The following is a 16632-nucleotide window of genomic DNA, read 5'->3' as shown; positions in this document are numbered from 1 at the left end:
GCTGCTTGAACGTCAGCGCTCGGACTGGCCGGTCGAGTAATAATCCCCGCGTTCGAACAGCGCGGGCTTTATAAGCTCCACAAATGCCCGCGCCTGCGGGGACAAATACTTCCCCTTCCGGACCACCACGCCGTAGGTGCGCGAGGGGAAATACTCGGCCAGCGAGCGGGCGCAGAGCCGCTCGCGATCGGCTTCCGTGAGGCAGATCGCCGTGACGATGCTGATGCCCAGGCCCATCGCCACGTACTGCTTGATGACCTCCCAGCCGCCGACTTCCAGCGCCACGGTGTAGGGCACGCGGTTCTGCTGGAAGACCAGGTCGATCAGGCGATACGTCGTGAGCCGCTGCGGCGGCAGGATCAGGCCGAAGGGCGAGAGGTCGTCGAGCGCGATCGTCGCCTTCTGCGCCAGCGGATGGTCGCGCGGCGTGATCAGCATCGGCTCGAAGCGGTAGACCGGCTCGTAGCTGAGGTCGGCCGGGACGTCGAGCATCGAGCCCACGGCCAGGTCCACGCCGTCAGAACGCAGCAGGTCGAGGCCGCCTGCACCGGTGACGTTGTGCAGGCTCAGCCGGACCTCCGGGTGCGCGGCGCGGAAGGCTTCGACGATCCGCGGCAGAAGGTAGAGGATCGTCGAACTGCCCGCGGCGACGTTCAGCTCGCCGGCGTCCAGCCCGCGGATGCGCTCGTGGAAGGCCGCGTCGAGGCCGTCCAGGCCTTCGACCAGCGGACGGGCGAGGTCGTAGAGCTCCTGCCCTTCGCGAGTGAGTGCGATGCGGCGGCCGGTGCGTTCGAGCAGCCGCACGCCCAGTTCCCGTTCCAGCGCCTGCAATTGCAACGTCACGGCCGGCTGGCTGAGGTACAGCGCCTCGGCCGCGCGGGAGACCGAACCCAGTCGCGCCGTCTGGCAGAAGGCACGAAGGGGCTTGAGGCGATCGCCCTTGTAGGCGAAGCGCGGCGTGCCGGCGGCGTTCGAGCCCATTTCTTCAGCCTCGTATTAGCTGAGCAAATGATATGCATTGACAAACCTTCATTGTCAAATAACAAACGCCAGCGCATGGTGGCTCCCCACGGTTACCACGGAGTTACAGCATGTCGGCAGTCATGGCGCAGCCCCAGCAGGCGGGTTTCGAGCAGGCCCGCATCGAGGTCATCGCACAGGTCCCCGGCCAGACCGACGTACTGACGCCGGCCGCCCTGTCGTTCCTCGCCGGGCTCCACGCGCGGTTCGAACCCGTCCGCCAGGCGCGGCTTGCCGCCCGCCGCGAACGCCAGGCGTTCTTCGACGCCGGCGGGCTGCCGGACTTCCGTGAGGACACCAGGGCCATCCGCGCGGGCGAGTGGAAGGTGGCCCCGCTGCCGAAGGCGCTGCTCGACCGCCGCGTCGAGATCACCGGACCGGTCGATCCGAAGATGGTGATCAACGCGCTGAACTCGGGCGCGAAGGTCTACATGGCCGACTTCGAGGACAGCACCTCGCCGACGTGGCCGAACCTGATCGCCGGCCAGCGCGCGCTGTTCGATGCGGTGCGCGGCACGCTCGAATTCACAGCCGACACCGGCAAGCACTACGCGCTGCGTCCGTTCGAGGAGCAGGCGGTGCTGATGGTCCGGCCGCGCGGCTGGCACCTGGACGAGAAGCACGTGCTCGTCGACGGCACGCCGATGTCCGCCGGCCTGTTCGACCTGGGCCTGTTCGCGTTCCACAACGCGCGCGAGCTGATGGCGAAGGACCGCGGCCCGTACTTCTACCTGCCGAAGCTGCAGTCGATGGAAGAGGCGCAGCTGTGGAACGACGCGCTGGACCACATCGAACGCGAACTGCGCCTGCCGCCGGGCCAGCTCAAGGTCACCGTGCTGATCGAGACGCTGCCGGCGGTGTTCGAGATGGACGAGATCCTGCATGCCCTGCGCACGCGCATCGCCGGCCTGAACTGCGGCCGCTGGGATTACGTGTTCTCGTACATCAAAACCTTCCGCGCGCATCGCGACAAGGTGCTGCCCGAGCGCGCGCAGGTGACGATGACGCAGCCGTTCCTGAAGTCGTATTCGGAACTGCTGATCCAGACCTGCCACAAGCGCGGCGCGCACGCGATGGGCGGCATGGCGGCGCAGATCCCGATCAGCGGCGACGAAGAGGCCAACGAAGCCGCGCTCGCGAAGGTGCGCGCCGACAAGCTGCGCGAAGTCACCGCCGGTCACGACGGCACGTGGGTCGCGCATCCGGCGCTGATTCCGCTGGCGCAGGCGATCTTCGACGAACGCATGCCCACGCCGAACCAGCGCCACGTGCTGCGCGAGGACGTGTGGGTTACGCGCGACGACCTCATCAAGCCTTCGCTCGGCACGATCACGCGCGCCGGTTTCGAAGGCAACGTCGAGGTGTGCGTGCGCTATCTGGCCGCGTGGCTCGACGGCAACGGTTGCGTGCCGATCCACTGGTTGATGGAAGACGCGGCGACGGCGGAAATCGCCCGCACGCAGCTGTGGCAGTGGCTGCATAGCGACGGTTTGTTCCTCGACGACGGCACGCCGGTCGATTTCGCGCTGCTCGAGCGCGCCTTCCTGAACCTGCCTTCGCGCCTCGGCGATCGCACGCGCATTCCCGGCGGAAGCCGCATCAACGAAGCGATCGGCGTGCTCGATCGCCTCACGCACGCCGACGAGCTGGAGGACTTCCTCACGTTGCCGGCGTACGCGCGCTTGGACTGACTCCTCATTCGCAACACGCCTGAGCTGTTCCGCTTTTCCATCATCGATACCGAAAGGAACACCGCCATGAGCACCACGCTGCAGACCGCCGAACAACTCCGCCACGACTGGGCGACCAACCCGCGCTGGGCCGGCATCACGCGTCCGTACTGCCCGCAGGACGTCGTGCGCCTGCGCGGCACGGTGCAGGTCGAGCATTCGATCGCCAAGCTCGGCGCGGAGAAGCTGTGGAATTCGCTGCAAAGCGAGCCGTTCGTCAACGCGCTCGGCGCGCTCACCGGCAACCAGGCGATGCAGCAGGTGAAGGCCGGGCTGAAGGCGATCTATCTATCGGGCTGGCAGGTCGCGGCCGACGCGAACATCGCCGGCGAGATGTACCCCGACCAGTCGCTGTATCCGGCCAATTCCGTGCCGCAGGTCGTGCGCCGCATCAACAACACGCTGCTGCGCGCCGACCAGATCCAGTGCGCCGAAGGCACGGGCGACGTCGACTTCCTGCAGCCGATCGTGGCCGACGCCGAAGCCGGTTTCGGCGGCGTGCTCAATGCGTTCGAACTGATGAAGGGCATGATCGAGGCCGGCGCCGCGGGCGTCCACTTCGAAGACCAGCTCGCCAGCGTGAAGAAGTGCGGCCACATGGGCGGCAAGGTGCTGGTGCCCACGCGAGAGGCGGTGGAAAAGCTGGTCGCCGCGCGCCTGGCCGCCGACGTCATGGGCGTGCCGACCCTGATCGTCGCCCGCACCGACGCCGAAGCCGCCGACCTCATCACCTCCGACATCGACGACAACGACAAGCCCTTCTGCACCGGCGAGCGCACCGTCGAGGGCTTCTACAAGACGAACAAGGGCCTGGACCAGGCGATCAGCCGCGGCCTCGCCTACGCGCCGTACGCCGACCTGGTGTGGTGCGAGACCGGCAAGCCGGACCTGGAGTTCGCCCGCAAGTTCGCCGAGGCGATCCACGCGCAGTTCCCGGGCAAGCTGCTGGCCTACAACTGTTCGCCGAGCTTCAACTGGAAGAAGAACCTGGACGACGCGACGATCGCCAAGTTCCAGAAGGAAATCGCGTCCTACGGCTACAAGTTCCAGTTCATCACGCTGGCCGGCTTCCACAGCCTGAACTACGGCATGTTCAACCTGGCGCACGGCTACGCGCGCCGCCAGATGAGCGCCTTCGTCGAGCTGCAGGAAGCGGAGTTCGCCGCCGCCGAGAAGGGCTTCACCGCGGTGAAGCACCAGCGCGAGGTCGGCACCGGCTACTTCGATGCGGTGACGCAGACCATCCAGGGCGGACAGTCCTCGACCGTCGCGCTGAAGGGTTCGACCGAGGAAGAGCAGTTCCACGAGAAGCGGGCCGCGGCGGCGTAAGGCCTGACGCTTCCCTTCTCCCGCACGCGGGAGAAGGTGCCCGCAGGGCGGATGAGGGCGGGCGTCGCCCTCACCCCAACCCCTCTCCCGCGAGCGGGAGAGGGCTTCAAGACAGGGGTCGACCCCGCACTACAGCGCATTCAGGCCCACGCGTCCGGTCCCGGCGGCCCAGTCCGTTTCACACTGGATTCCGGTGCTATTCTCCAGCCTCCCCAGGGACTGGGCCCTCGTTGGATGACTCGTGACAGCGCGGCGTCTCTCCGGACGCGCGATTCCATCAACTCCGGCAAGTACGGCTCGGCGCCTGCGGACGTGGCGACGGCGGTGCTCACCGAAGCGGAATACGAGCTGTTCGCCGAACTGGGTCGCCCGCGCCGTGTCGAAGCCGGCCAGTTGCTGTTCCGCCGGGGTGAGCTGGGCACGACGATGTTCGTCATCGCCCGCGGCGTGGTGGACCTGGATTTCGGCGACGACCTCGTCGGCAAGCGCCTGGGCCCCAGCGAATTCTTCGGCGAACTCGGCCTGCTCATCGGCGACCACGTCCGGAGCGCCGACGCCGTGGCCGCCAGCGACGGCCTGCTGATCGAACTGCGCCACGAGGAATTCCAGCGTCTGGTCGATCGCGACCCGGGGCTGGTGTCGTATTTCCTGCGCCGCGCGATCCTGCGCGTGGTGCTGAACGAGCAGAGCCTGATCCGCCGCCTGCGTCGTCGCAACGAAGAACTGCAGTCCGCGCTCGACAGCCTGTACGCCGCGACGCACCAGCTCAACCAGACCGAAGAGCTCGTCCGCACGGACGAACTCACGCGTTTGTACAACCGTCGCGGCCTCACGCTGCACCTGCAGGAACGTCGCGAACAGGGCGCCCAGCGCAGCATGGGGCTGCTGCTGGTGGACTGCGACCGCTTCAAGCAGGTCAACGACGACCACGGCCATCTCATCGGCGATCGCGTGCTGCAGGGCGTGGCGAACATCCTGCGCTCGGTCGCAGGGCCCGAGGATCTCGCCTGCCGCATCGGCGGCGACGAGTTCTGCCTGCTGGTGGTGTCGGACCAGCGCGAGGAGGTGATGCGCTTCGGCGACTTCATCGTCTCCACCGCGCAGGGCCTGATGCAGATGTCGCACGGCACGCCGCTGATGTGCCCGCTGAGCGTCGGTGCCTGCCTCATCGACCCCGCTCGCGACTGGAACGATGGATACGCCCACGCCGACGCGGCGCTGTACCAGGCCAAGCGCCTGGGCGGCAACCGCGTGCACTGGCACGACATGGAACTGACTTCGGCCTGAGCCGACGGAGCGGAAGGACGCGATGAACGAGATGACCCATCGCCCCTCGATCGAAGCGCCACAGCTGCGCACGCTGCTGCTGACCGACCTGTGCGATTCGACCACGCTGGTCGAGCGCATCGGCGACGTGCAGGCGGCCACGCTGTTCCGCGACCACGATCGACTGGTGCTGGATCTGCAGCAGCGCTGGCGCGGCCGGTTGATCGACCGGTCCGACGGCCTGCTGCTGCTGTTCGAACGCCCCATCGACGGCCTGGGCTTCGCGCTCGACTACGTGCGCGAACTGCGCGAGATGGGCGACGCGCGCCGGCTCGAACTGCGCGCGCGCGCTGGCCTGCATGTCGGCGAAGTGCTCACCTGGCGCAACAGCGACGAAGCGGTGCAGGTCGGCGCCAAGCCGCTCGAAGTCGAAGGCCTCGCCAAGCCCATGGCCGCGCGCCTGATGGCGATGGCGCGCCCGGGGCAGATCCTGCTGTCGGCGGTCGCCGAACCGCTGGCGCATCGCGCCGCGCGCGAACTGGGCGAACGCGGCCAGCACCTGCTGTGGAAATCGCACGGCCGCTGGCGCTTCAAGGGCGTGCCCGACGGCCAGCAGATCTACGAGGTCGGCGAACCCGGCATTGCGCCGCTGCGCATGCCGCCGAACACGCCCAAGGCCTGGCGCGACCTGCCGCTGTGGCGTCGCCCCGCCGCGCTCGCCGCCGAGGCCGCGATCATCGCCGGCATCGGCGTGGGCGTCTGGTTCGCCACGCGCCCGGCGCCGGCGATCGCCTTCAACCAGCGCGACTGGGTCGTCGTCGCCGACCTTCGCAACCTCACCGGCCAGAGCGTGCTCGACGACTCGCTCGAACAGGCATTCCGCATCAGCCTGGAGCAGTCGCGCTACGTCAACGTGCTGAGCGACCTGAAGGCACGCGACACGCTCGCGCGCATGCAGCTCAAGCCCGACACCATCCTCGACCGCGCCATCGCGTCGGAAATCGCGCTGCGTGATGGAGCGCGTGCGGTGATCCTGCCGACCGTGGCCGAAGTCGGCGGCAAGGTGCGCGTGAGCGCCGAGATCATCGATCCGCACAGCCAAACCACCGTGCTGTCGGAGGCCGCGGACGGGCCGGACCTGTCATCGGCGCTGGAGTCGATCGATACCGTCACGGCGCGACTGCGCGAAAAACTGGGCGAGACCGTCAAGACAATAGAGCGTGATTCCAAGCCGCTGCCGCAGGTGACCACCTCCAACCTGGACGCCCTGCGCGCGTACGCCCTGGCGCAGGGACTGTATGCCAAGCGCGACTTCGCCCAGGCGCTTGAGCTATACAAGCAAGCCACGGACCTGGACCCACAGTTCGCCTTGAGTTGGATAGGCCAGATGCGTGTTCACAACGCCTACGTCGATGCTCCAGCCGGTGTCGCCGCACTCAGGCGCGCACAGGAGGTGCGGTCGCGGCTCGCGCCGAGGGAAGCCATGTATCTCGACGCGTGGGTTGCCAGATTCGACGAACCTGCACGCGCGACGGACAAGTGGTTGAATCTGGCGAAGCTGTATCCCGACCATGAGGCGGCGCAGAGCAACGCGGCCATATGGACGTTCACCGACAACCGCTTCAACGAAGCGATCCAGTTCGCGACGGCCGCCCTGGTTCCGCAGAACGCCACGCCTTCGATCGACTACGACACGCTCGGTCGCGCGCAACTGGCGGTCGGCGATCTCCCGGCGGCGGCGAAGGCCTTCGACCATGCGATCAGTCGCGGATACGAAAGCTCATTGCGTCGCCGCGCCGTGGTTGATGCATCGCGGCGGGACTTCGCGTCTGCATGGAATTACCTGGCCAAGGTACCGCTGGACGATCGACATGGGTTCCTGGAGCGGACGTCCGTCGCGATCGACCAGGGCAAATGGGACCAGGCGCGTCAGTACGCATCAGCAGGCTTCACGCTCGCCAAAAAGGCCGGTGGCTTGGACAGCCGATCGTTTCTGCTCCCCCTGGCCGTGGCCGAATGGGGCAGTGGCAATACCGAGGCGGCCCTAGCGCACGCGCGCGCGGCAGCCGATCAGGCGCTGGCGGCGCTCAAGGCCGGCGCAGGCGTGACGCCGGACGCGCAGGACGATGCCGAGGTCGCAGTGGCGGCCGGACTGATTGCGCTGCGGCTGGGCGACGGACGTGTCGCCGATCGGGTCGAAGCGGAATTGAGTTCGGACGAAGCCTTGGCTTCAGCGCCCAGCGTCGCGGAATTCCGTTCGGTGGTGAAGGCGCAGAAGCTCCGGATCGCTGGCAAGCCCCGCGATGCAATCAACGAGTTGTTGCCTCATCTCAACGGGCGTGAGCGCTACCAGACGCGCGTCGCGCTCTACCACGCATATCGCGATGCCGGCGATGTGGATGCTGCCCAGGAACAAGCGAAGTGGCTCCAGGCGCGCCGCGGGCAGGCATACGTCGAACTGGAGTGCAGTAACTGCCTGCAGGCGCTCAACGTCATGGACAGTCGCATCACGCCAGCGTCGGCGTGATGCGAGGAGGACCGGCAGCATCCGGCCGTGCCGCGACTCACTTCAGGCGGTAGAGCGCAGCTTCGTTGCGCGCGTCCAGCTTCGGCGTCGTCTGCGCCAGGCCCTGCGTCAGCATGGCCTTTATCTCCGCCCGTGCGGCGGCAATGTCTTCCTTCGACGCGAGGTCCTGCACGCGGCAGTCGCGGAAAGGCTCCATCGCGACCAGGGGCGACACTTCACCGCTAGCCGTCATCTGCCCCGGCGCCGGCGGCTCGTAGCCGATCGTGCGCAGTGCGGCGAGGTGATCGCGCTGGAAGCGCTCGCGGAACAGGTCGTCGGTACTCAGAAGGTCCAGAAGCCGGTCGGCCAGGGCCGGGTCCAGCGGTGCGGTCAGCGGCTTGTTCATCCCCAATCTTCCCCGTCAAAGAGCCCGTTGCGGGCCAATCCGGCAAAATCTAACCGGTATGTGCTTGCTGTCACAACCGCGCGTCGGCGGTCGGCAGGCCCCCGCCACCTTCGCGGCGGGGGCGAGGGGCTCATGTCGGCAGACATTTCGACCGGCTATTGCTTGAGGCGACGGCTCTTCAGACCGCTGTCCAACTGGGGGGTAGTCTGATCGAGGCCCGCCAACAACATGGAAAGGATTTCCTCCTTGGCGGCGGAGATGACTTCCTTGTGTGCCAGTTGTGTGATGCCCATGGTGCACTCCCACCAGGAGCCGCGGATGGTTTCATCGTCGAACTGCCAGGTTTCCAAAGCCGTGCGCGGATCGCGGATGAAGACAGCGCGGAACTCGTCACTCGTCGCCAGCAGGTCAATGAGCTTGATGGCAGCCTGACGGCTCATTGGCATGGTGCGGGATTGTCCGGAAGTTTCCTTCCGCATGTTCTGTTCAACGGCTATCGCTCGCATCTCGTTCTCTTCCTTTGCGTGAGCACTTGGGGACGCTTGTGCGTTCGATCGCCAGCGCACAGAGCGGGCCGCCGTTTCACCAGCGGCGAGGACGTCTCTTCACTGGCGAAGGCGGCGCTGGCTTTCCAGTCCGCTGTCCAGATTGGGTACGGTCTGATCCAACTTACTCATAAGCATCGAGATGATCTCCCCCCGCGCCTCGGAGATGACCTCCTTCGAAGCCAACTGGTTGATGCCCATCTTGCAGTCCCACCAGAACCAGTCGATGGTGTCTTGGTCGAACTGCCAGGTTTCCAGCGCCATGCGCGCATCGCGCATGAAGACGTCGCGGAACTCGTCGCTGGTTGCGAGCAGATCCACCAGCTTGATCGCCGCCGTCCGGCTCATCGGCACGGTGCGGGGCTTGCCGGAGCTCTTGTCTTCTTTCAAATCGATCGCAGTAGCTTGCATGTCATTCCTCCTCCTTGGGTTAATGTCGCCGTTAGCGAGGAGCGAGCATCGGCATCACCCCCGTACGGTCTCGCAGATTTGCGCAACGAAGCAAGAGCCCCTGCGCTAAATCGCCCGATGACGCTGGGCCGCTGACTTGGCATTCAGATCAGGCGTGGTCTGGTTCAAGCCAGCCATCAGCATTGACACGATTTCATCGCGCGCTTCGGCGATGACTTCCTTCGAGGCAAGCTGATTGATCCCCATCTTGCAATCCCACCAGAACCAATCGATCGTGTCCTGATCGAACTGCCAGGTCTCCAGCGCCATGCGCGCATCGCGCATGAAGACGTCGCGGAATTCGTCGCTGGTTGCGAGCAGATCTACTAGCTTGATCGCCGCCGGCCGGCTCATCGGCACGGTGCGCGCCTTGCCGGACGTCTCCGTCCGTACTTCCTGTTCGGTCAATATCGCTTGCATGTCCTTTCCTTCCGTTGAGTGACTGCTTGGCATTGGCCGGCGACCCGGGCGATCCCCGCGCCGGCACGCCAACCTACTTCCCAACTGGCACGGCCGCAAGCAAAGTAGCCGCTTCGCCAACAGGGACCCAGGCATGCGCATCCGTCGTTGTGGAGTGGTGTATTTCGAGCCGCGGGAACAGGTCGAGTTCGATCTTTCCCTCCTGTTGACCGGCGGCGATGGGCTCAATCGCGAGCGGCGCTGGCTCGCGCTCGCGCCGCATCTGGGCCAGGAAGTCGAGGTCGATGGCGACGAGCGCGAACTGCTCGGCGTGCTTAGTCCCGGTCAATGGATCGAGATCGATTCCATAGAGGCCGACGCGGATACGCTCGCGCGCCTGCTGCGCGAAGGGCTGGTGATCAGCGACGCGCCCGAACACGCCGACATGCGCGAACGTGACGAATCGCTGCGTCGCACGTACTGGCATCCGCTCGCCGCAACATTGCATGCGTTCACGCGATGGAGCGGCGTGGACACCGTGCAGAACCAGAAGGACAGCGGCACCGAAACCGCGGTCGCGATGCGGCAGGTGCTCGGTGCGCCGCCGGTGGAAGCCGTACGACGAGCCGACGACGACGCGCGCGTGCGACTTCCACGCATCGCGCCGACCTCGTTCGACGACCTGCTCGCGCGCCGCGCGACCTGCCGCAATTTCGATGCGTCGCGCACGTTGCCGTTCGACACGTTCGCGCAGGTGCTGCAACGCGTGTTCGCCGCGCAGGCGGAAGTGCGCGTCACCGACGACACGGTGTTCCTGAAGAAGAACGTGCCGTCCGGCGGCGGCCTGCATCCGATGGAGTGCTACCTGATCGTGCAGCACGTCGACGGCGTCGCGCCCGGCCTGTACCACTACCAGTCGCAGGAACACGCGCTGGAACCGTTGCCGGCGCCGGCCAAACCGCTGCGCGAGTTCGTGATGGACATGGTCGCGCAGCAACACTGGTTCGCCGATGCGCACGTCGTGGTGCTGCTGTCGCCGCGTTTCGATCGGACCTTCTGGAAATACCGGCACCACGCGAAGGGCTATCGCGTCATCGCGTTAGAGGGCGGTCACCTCTCGCAGACGCTGTACCTGGCCGCGACCGACGCCGGACTCGGCGCGTTCATCACCGGCGCGATCAACGAGGTCGAGCTGGAGCAGGCCTTCGGCCTCGACCCGATCCACCAGGGCGCCCTGGCGATCTGCGGTTTCGGCTGGCGTGGGCCCGTGATGGAGACGGCCGAACTGGACCCGGCGGAGCGTGTCTGGCAACGGGCGGACGGCTGACGCCGAAGGCTGCCGGCGCCGGGCGACTATCAAAAGCCGGCGCTTCGCGGCTGAATGGCCGATTTTGCGGGCCTAGGCAGTCGACATTGCCAAATCTGGCGCGCTATGTTTGGAGGCCCATCACAAGGATTGTCGCAATGCGTGCCATCCGCTTCGTTTCCGCCGCCCTCCTGAGCCTGGCGCTTCTCGCCCCGGCCGCATTCGCGTCCGTCGACAGCCGCGTGCTGATGCTCGACGACATCCGTACCCAGCAGACCGAGATCCGCGACGGCGTGGAAGCGCGCACCGGTCGCTACAAGGACCTGTCGAGCTCGCAGCGCAACGAGCTGCTGACCAAGCAGGCGCGCATGCTGCAGACCATCGAAGGCAAGCATTCCACCGCCGAACTCAACGACCAGCAGAAGACCGAAGTCTTCAACACGCTGGAGTGGATCGAAGCGGTAGTGAACAGCGATGGCGAAGACCGCATGGTCTGCGAACGCCGTGCGGTGCTCGGCAGCACCCGGAAGGAGCGCGTGTGCAAGACCGCCTCGCAGTGGCGCGAGGAGCGCGAAGCAGCGCGCAACATGATGGACTCCCGCGGCAGCTGCATGGACTGCAAGAGCAACTGATCGCGACGCGTCTGGCGTCGTAACCGGAGCCGGCCCGCCGGCTCCTACGGCATCGACGGGGGGATTGCATGAACAAGCAAGCGCATTGGGGAGTGTGGCTGGCCCTGGCGATCGCGTGCTCGGCGCCGCTCGCAGCGATCGCACAGGACGAAGCACCGCCGCAGAAGCTCGAGCGCATCCTCGCGCAGCAGCAGGAACTCAAGCGCGATCTCGACGCGGGAAAGACCGATGGCCTGACGACGCGCCAGGTCAATGCGATCCGCAAGGCGCAGGTGGATGTCTTCACGGTAACGGAAGGCAAAACCTCGCTCGATCAACTGTCGATGGACGACAAGGTCCGGCTCGAGAACGCACTGGAGCGGATCAACGCCGAAGTAAAGAACACGCGCGGCGGTCACGACGACAAGCAGGTCTGCTGGCGCGAGCGCATGTCCGGCAGCAACACGAAGGTCACGCGCTGCGGGACCGAAGCCGAGATGCGCGAAGCGCGCGAAGGTGCGCGCGATTTCCTCGAACGGCCGAAGGTGTGCGGCGATCGCTGCGGCTGATCACCGCCAGGGGTTCTAGCCGACGCTGTGCGATGCGTCGATGAGCAGGTTCGGGTAGGCGCTGTTGCCCGCCGGTTTGCCAGCCGCGGTGCGATCGACAACAACTCCAGAGCGATGGTGGCTCACGCCACCGCGGCTTCGATCCCGCGCGTTGCGCGCCGTAACGAAATGGCTTCCGTCAGGTGCGCCGTACCGATGGCGTCCGCGCCATCGAGATCGGCGATCGTTCGTGCGACACGCATGATCCGGTGCATCGAGCGTGCCGACAGCTGCAGGGCGTCCACGGCGCGTTCGAGCAGCAGCCGGTCGGCGTCGGCGAGCCGACACGCGGCTGCGGTCTCGGGCTGGTCGAGCACCGCGTTCGTCTTCCCGGCGCGCGCATGCTGCCGCCCGCGGGCTTCGACGACGCGTGCGCGGACGGTGCCGGTGGATTCGCCGGCGGGCGCGTCGGGTCGCAGCGCGGCGGGCGGCAGTCGCGCGACTTCGACATGCAGGTCGATGCGATCGAGCAGTGGCCCCGACACGCGGCCTCGATAGCGTCGCACCGCGTCCGGACTGCAGCGGCATCGCCCGGACGGGTCGCCGGCCCAACCGCACGGGCAGGGATTCATTGCCGCCACGAGCTGGAATCGCGCCGGAAACTCCGCACTGCGCGCCGCGCGCGACACGGTGATGACGCCGGACTCCAACGGTTCGCGCAGGACTTCCAGCGCGCGTCGATCCCATTCGGGCAATTCGTCCAGGAAGAGCACGCCTTGGTGCGCAAGCGAGATCTCGCCCGGCCGCGGCTGCGCGCCACCGCCGACCAGCGCGACCGCACTGGCGGTGTGATGCGGCGATCGGAAGGGCCGCTCGCGCCAACGCGCCGGATCGAGCCCGCGCCCGCTGACCGACGCGATCGCCGCCGCTTCCAGCGCCTCGCTCTCGGTCGCCTCCGGCAACAGACCCGGGAGGCGAGACGCCAGCAGCGTCTTGCCGCAACCCGGCGGGCCGATCAGAAGAAGGTGGTGACCGCCGGCCGCGGCGATCTCCAGCGCGCGTCGCGCCTGGGACTGGCCGCGCACGTCGGCGAGGTCCGGTCCGGGCGTGCGTTCAAGTGCGGGCGCTTCGGCGAACGGGAGCGGCTTGCGCCCCGTGAGGTGTGCGCAGACTTCCAGCAACGTGCGCGCCGTGCGGACTTCGACGCGGCTGGCCAGCGCGGCCTCGGGGCCGTTTCCGGCCGGGACGATCAGTTTGCGTCCGGCATCGCCGGCGGCCAGCGCGGCCGGCAGCACGCCGTCGACCGCGCGCAGTTCGCCCGTGAGTCCGAGCTCGCCAAGGAATTCGCCGTCGGCCAGCGCCTCCAGCGGGATCTGCCCGCTGGCTGCGAGGATGCCCAGCGCGATGGGCAGGTCGAAGCGGCCTCCGTCCTTGGGCAGGTCGGCGGGCGCGAGGTTGACCGTGATGCGGCGTGCCGGGAACTCGAACTGCGCGCAGAGGATCGCCGCCCGCACGCGATCCTTCGATTCGCGTACCGCCGCTTCGGGCAAACCGACGATGGACATCGCGGGCAATCCGCCCGCCAGATGCACTTCAACGCGTACCGCGGGCGCACGGACGCCCGATCGTGCACGGCTGTGCACGAGTGCCAGGTTCATGGGATTGACCGCTTAGTGGTGCGGCTGCGACAGCGTTCCGGACTGCGAGGACGGCGGCTCGGACTGCGAGAGCTGCGTCTCCAGTTCGGCGACGGTGCGCTGCAGTTCTTCGAGCTTCTCGCGCGTGCGCAGCAGGACCGCGCGCTGGACTTCGAACTCCTCGCGCGTCACCAGATCGAGCTTGGCCAGCCCGGACTGCAGCACGGCCTTGAAGTTCTGCTGCAGTTCCTCGCGCCCTTCGCGGACGCTCGGGGGAACCAGGGTGCTCAGGCGGCGGGCGAGATCGTCGATGGGATTCAGGTCGATCATGGTGAGGGATGGTCCTCGGGTGTTCCCGCCAGAGTGGGGGGTCGGCCGTGAGGACGCCGTCGGCGTGGGCCGCGGCGGAATGTGGGGGAAGTCCGAAAGTGGCGTCACTCTAACCGAGAGCCCACCCGGGGCGGCACCGTCTTCGTTATCCTCCCGCCACGATCGAAGGCGATCGCAGGAGAACGTAGCGATGAAGATGGTCATGGCGGTGATCAAGCCGTTCAAGCTCGACGACGTGCGCGAAGCGCTCGCCGAGGCCGGCGTGGCGGGCATCACCGCGACCGAGGTGAAGGGCTTCGGGCGCCAGAAGGGTCATACCGAGCTCTACCGCGGCGCCGAGTACGTGGTCGACTTCCTGCCCAAGATCAAGCTGGAAGTCGCCGTGACCGACGAGCAGGTCGACGGCGTCGTCGAGGCGATCATGAAGGCCGCCGGCACGGGCAAGATCGGCGACGGCAAGATCTTCGTCTGGGACCTGGAACGCGCCGTGCGCATCCGCACCGGCGAGCTGGACGGCGACGCGCTGTAACTCCACTCCGCCGTTGGCCGGCGACGCCGGCAGGCCATCCATCGAAAAGGACGTCATGACGCGCCTTCCCGGACTTGACCTGCTCCGCGCGATCGCGGTGGTGTGGGTGATGCTGTTCCATTCCTTCCTCGTCGGCGGACTCGGGCAGGACTTCAAGTGGCTCGAGCGCTACGGCTGGATGGGCGTGGACATCTTCTTCGTGCTGAGCGGCTTTCTCATCGGCCGCCAGGTGCTGGCGCCGCTCGCGCGCGGCGAACGCCTTTCCTTCGGCGACTTCTACGCGCGGCGCGCCTGGCGGATCCTGCCGGCGTTCGTCGTGGTGCTCGCGATCTACGTGGCGTTTCCGCAATGGCGTGAAGCCGAAGGCCTGGCGCCGTGGTGGATGTTCGCGACCTTCACCTTCAACCTGCTGATCGACTACGGCACGCAGCAGGCGTTCTCGCACGCGTGGTCGCTGTGCGTGGAGGAGCACTTCTACCTCGTGTTCCCCGCGCTTGCCGTGTTCATGGCGAAGCGGCCTTCGGTCGCGAAGTTCGTCGGCCTGTGCGCGTTCGTCGTGGTCGGCGGCGTCGCGGTGCGTGCCGGCACGTGGCTCCACTACGACGCCGTGCAGCCCGACCGGCCGTGGTTCGTCGAGGACCTGTATTACCCGACGTGGTGCCGCCTCGACGGGCTGCTCGCGGGCGTCGTGCTGGCGGTCATCGTTGTATTCCGTCCGGCGACATGGGAACGCATGACGCGTCGCGGCAACGCGTTCCTCGCGGTCGGCGTCGCCGGCATGGCGCTGGCGTTCTGGCTGTTCGAGCAGCGCACCGGCCTGATTGGCAACGCGGTCGGCTGGCCGGTGCTGTCGTGGTCGATTGCATGCCTCGTGGTCGCCGGTGCGAGCTCGCAAAGCTGGATCGGACGCCGCGCGATGCCGGGCGCGGGCTGGATCGCGGCGATCTCCTACAGCCTCTACCTCAGCCACAAGCTGGTCTTCGCCGCGGTGGATCGCACCTGGGGCGAAGCGTTGGCGGGGCACGGGCTCCCGACGTTCGCCGTGTACGCGGTGGCGACGCTCGCCGGTGGCGCGGCATTGCACTACGCCGTCGAGCGGCCGTTCCTGCGACTGCGCGAACGTCGCCGCGATGCCGCCCGCCCGCGGCTAGCCGAAGCTGGCGCGTGACTCAGCCGCGCTTGAGCCGCCGGTAGACGCGCTTCCACCCCAGGCGGATCGCATCGACCCAGCGCGGCGGCGCGAGCAGTTCGGCCTCGCGCGCGCTGGGGCCCTGCCCGGTCAGGCGCTGGCGCATCTTCGCGACGTTCGCCAGGTCGCTGCGGCGCAGCTCGCGCGCGAGCGGCAACCAGCGCAGCCAGCGCGGGGTGCGCATGGCGGAGGCGAAATCGATCAGCACCGGTGTCGAGCCGGCGACCAGCACGTTCGCCGGATGCAGGTCGTTGTGCGTGATCCCCGCCGCATGCAGCGAGGCCACCGCGCCGCGCAGCTGCTGAAACACGTGCGAACCGGCGTCGAGGGCGACCTCGCCCAGCGTCTGGCCGGGAATGAACTCGATGCCCAGTGCCAGGCCACCGATCGTGCCCAGCAGCGCCGGCGCATGGCGCCAGCCGCGCAGCCGGTCGAGGACGCGCGCCTCGCGCCGCACGAGCAGCCGCGCGGGCAGCGACAGCGGCGTGCGGCGATACCGCCCGTAGTCCTTGACCACGGCGGGGCGTCCGTCAACGTCAAGCACGTAGACGTCGGGTTCGAGGAAACGTTCGCCACGCTTGAGCAGGCGAACATCGGGCGGCAGCGACCGGGGGTCGCGCGGCAGGGTGGAGGCGTTCATCGGGGGGATCCGGCGACGCGCGTCGTGCTCGGGGGAGGGCGGCGCGGCGGTTCTCTGAACCGGACGGTTCAGTTATTGAAATTTTAATGTCGCGAACGAAGTCGTCGACGCGCCCCTGCGGCACTCACCGTTCCGCGGCCGCACCACATTCGGCACAAGGCACGCATCGGTTCACGCCAATAAAAAAGCCC

The 16632-nt window shown here is 67.4% G+C and carries 17 protein-coding genes; 9 read left to right on the top strand and 8 right to left on the bottom strand.

Annotated elements, in window-relative coordinates; translation table 11 throughout:
• Positions 1 to 12: 12 nt before the first annotated feature.
• The gene (locus DX912_RS16620; RefSeq protein ID WP_115844362.1) at positions 13 to 981 is read right to left on the bottom strand and encodes a LysR family transcriptional regulator; all 969 of its coding nucleotides are present in this window, start codon (positions 979 to 981) and stop codon (positions 13 to 15) included.
• 110 nt (positions 982 to 1091) lie between these two features.
• Between DX912_RS16620 and aceB the strand changes: the two genes are divergently transcribed.
• The 4 genes from aceB to DX912_RS16600 all read left to right on the top strand — a co-directional run bounded on the left by aceB (position 1092) and on the right by DX912_RS16600 (position 7872).
• Positions 1092 to 2711: a malate synthase A gene (gene aceB / locus DX912_RS16615; RefSeq protein ID WP_115844360.1), complete on the top strand. Its 1620-nt coding sequence runs from the start codon at positions 1092 to 1094 to the stop codon at positions 2709 to 2711.
• A 66-nt stretch (positions 2712 to 2777) separates the two neighbouring features.
• Positions 2778 to 4079: an isocitrate lyase gene (aceA, locus tag DX912_RS16610; RefSeq protein ID WP_115844358.1), complete on the top strand. Its 1302-nt coding sequence runs from the start codon at positions 2778 to 2780 to the stop codon at positions 4077 to 4079.
• Between the two features lie 234 nt (positions 4080 to 4313).
• The gene (locus DX912_RS16605) at positions 4314 to 5366 is read left to right on the top strand and encodes a GGDEF domain-containing protein (RefSeq protein ID WP_115844355.1); all 1053 of its coding nucleotides are present in this window, start codon (positions 4314 to 4316) and stop codon (positions 5364 to 5366) included.
• A 22-nt stretch (positions 5367 to 5388) separates the two neighbouring features.
• Positions 5389 to 7872 carry a putative peptide modification system cyclase gene (locus DX912_RS16600; RefSeq protein WP_115844352.1) on the top strand — a complete coding sequence of 828 codons (2484 nt, stop codon included), beginning with the start codon at positions 5389 to 5391 and terminating at the stop codon, positions 7870 to 7872.
• A 37-nt stretch (positions 7873 to 7909) separates the two neighbouring features.
• On the opposite strand, the gene DX912_RS16595 is transcribed toward DX912_RS16600, so the two are convergent.
• The 4 genes from DX912_RS16595 to DX912_RS16580 form a co-directional block, all read right to left on the bottom strand.
• Positions 7910 to 8257 carry an NHLP-related RiPP peptide gene (locus tag DX912_RS16595; protein ID WP_115844350.1) on the bottom strand — a complete coding sequence of 116 codons (348 nt, stop codon included), beginning with the start codon at positions 8255 to 8257 and terminating at the stop codon, positions 7910 to 7912.
• A 155-nt stretch (positions 8258 to 8412) separates the two neighbouring features.
• Positions 8413 to 8763, bottom strand: a complete 351-nt coding sequence (locus tag DX912_RS16590; RefSeq protein ID WP_115844348.1) for an NHLP-related RiPP peptide — start codon at positions 8761 to 8763, stop codon at positions 8413 to 8415.
• A gap of 99 nt (positions 8764 to 8862) precedes the next feature.
• A complete protein-coding gene (locus tag DX912_RS16585; protein WP_115844346.1) occupies positions 8863 to 9213 on the bottom strand; it encodes an NHLP-related RiPP peptide in 351 nt (116 codons plus the stop codon).
• A gap of 105 nt (positions 9214 to 9318) precedes the next feature.
• Positions 9319 to 9672 carry an NHLP-related RiPP peptide gene (locus tag DX912_RS16580; protein ID WP_181902874.1) on the bottom strand — a complete coding sequence of 118 codons (354 nt, stop codon included), beginning with the start codon at positions 9670 to 9672 and terminating at the stop codon, positions 9319 to 9321.
• A gap of 133 nt (positions 9673 to 9805) precedes the next feature.
• On the opposite strand from DX912_RS16580, the gene DX912_RS16575 reads away from it, so the two are divergent.
• The 3 genes from DX912_RS16575 to DX912_RS16565 all read left to right on the top strand — a co-directional run bounded on the left by DX912_RS16575 (position 9806) and on the right by DX912_RS16565 (position 12137).
• Complete coding sequence (locus DX912_RS16575; protein ID WP_115844344.1) at positions 9806 to 10978, top strand: putative peptide maturation dehydrogenase; 1173 nt, start codon at positions 9806 to 9808, stop codon at positions 10976 to 10978.
• Positions 10979 to 11115: 137 nt separating this feature from the next.
• Positions 11116 to 11589 carry a hypothetical protein gene (locus tag DX912_RS16570; protein WP_115844341.1) on the top strand — a complete coding sequence of 158 codons (474 nt, stop codon included), beginning with the start codon at positions 11116 to 11118 and terminating at the stop codon, positions 11587 to 11589.
• Positions 11590 to 11657: 68 nt separating this feature from the next.
• Positions 11658 to 12137 carry a hypothetical protein gene (locus DX912_RS16565; RefSeq protein ID WP_115844339.1) on the top strand — a complete coding sequence of 160 codons (480 nt, stop codon included), beginning with the start codon at positions 11658 to 11660 and terminating at the stop codon, positions 12135 to 12137.
• Positions 12138 to 12259: 122 nt separating this feature from the next.
• Here the strand turns inward: DX912_RS16565 and DX912_RS16560 are convergent, their stop codons facing one another.
• Entirely contained in the window at positions 12260 to 13774 is a 1515-nt protein-coding gene (locus tag DX912_RS16560; RefSeq protein ID WP_115844337.1) for a YifB family Mg chelatase-like AAA ATPase, read from the bottom strand.
• A gap of 12 nt (positions 13775 to 13786) precedes the next feature.
• A complete protein-coding gene (ubiK, locus tag DX912_RS16555; RefSeq protein WP_115844335.1) occupies positions 13787 to 14083 on the bottom strand; it encodes a ubiquinone biosynthesis accessory factor UbiK in 297 nt (98 codons plus the stop codon).
• A gap of 190 nt (positions 14084 to 14273) precedes the next feature.
• Here ubiK and DX912_RS16550 point away from each other — a divergent pair, with 190 nt between their 5' ends.
• Both DX912_RS16550 and DX912_RS16545 read left to right on the top strand, forming a co-directional pair.
• Entirely contained in the window at positions 14274 to 14612 is a 339-nt protein-coding gene (locus DX912_RS16550; protein ID WP_115844333.1) for a P-II family nitrogen regulator, read from the top strand.
• 55 nt (positions 14613 to 14667) lie between these two features.
• Positions 14668 to 15780, top strand: coding sequence for an acyltransferase family protein (locus DX912_RS16545; protein WP_115844331.1), 1113 nt, complete (start codon positions 14668 to 14670; stop codon positions 15778 to 15780).
• 1 nt (position 15781) lies between these two features.
• Here the strand turns inward: DX912_RS16545 and DX912_RS16540 are convergent, their stop codons facing one another.
• A complete protein-coding gene (locus tag DX912_RS16540; RefSeq protein ID WP_115844329.1) occupies positions 15782 to 16441 on the bottom strand; it encodes a phosphotransferase in 660 nt (219 codons plus the stop codon).
• Positions 16442 to 16632: the final 191 nt, after the last annotated feature.

The organism is Lysobacter soli, assembly GCF_003382285.1.
Classification (GTDB): Bacteria; Pseudomonadota; Gammaproteobacteria; order Xanthomonadales; family Xanthomonadaceae; genus Lysobacter_J; species Lysobacter_J soli.
The sequence above is the reverse complement of the archived record's forward strand: the minus strand, read 5'-3'. Positions and strand labels throughout refer to the sequence as shown.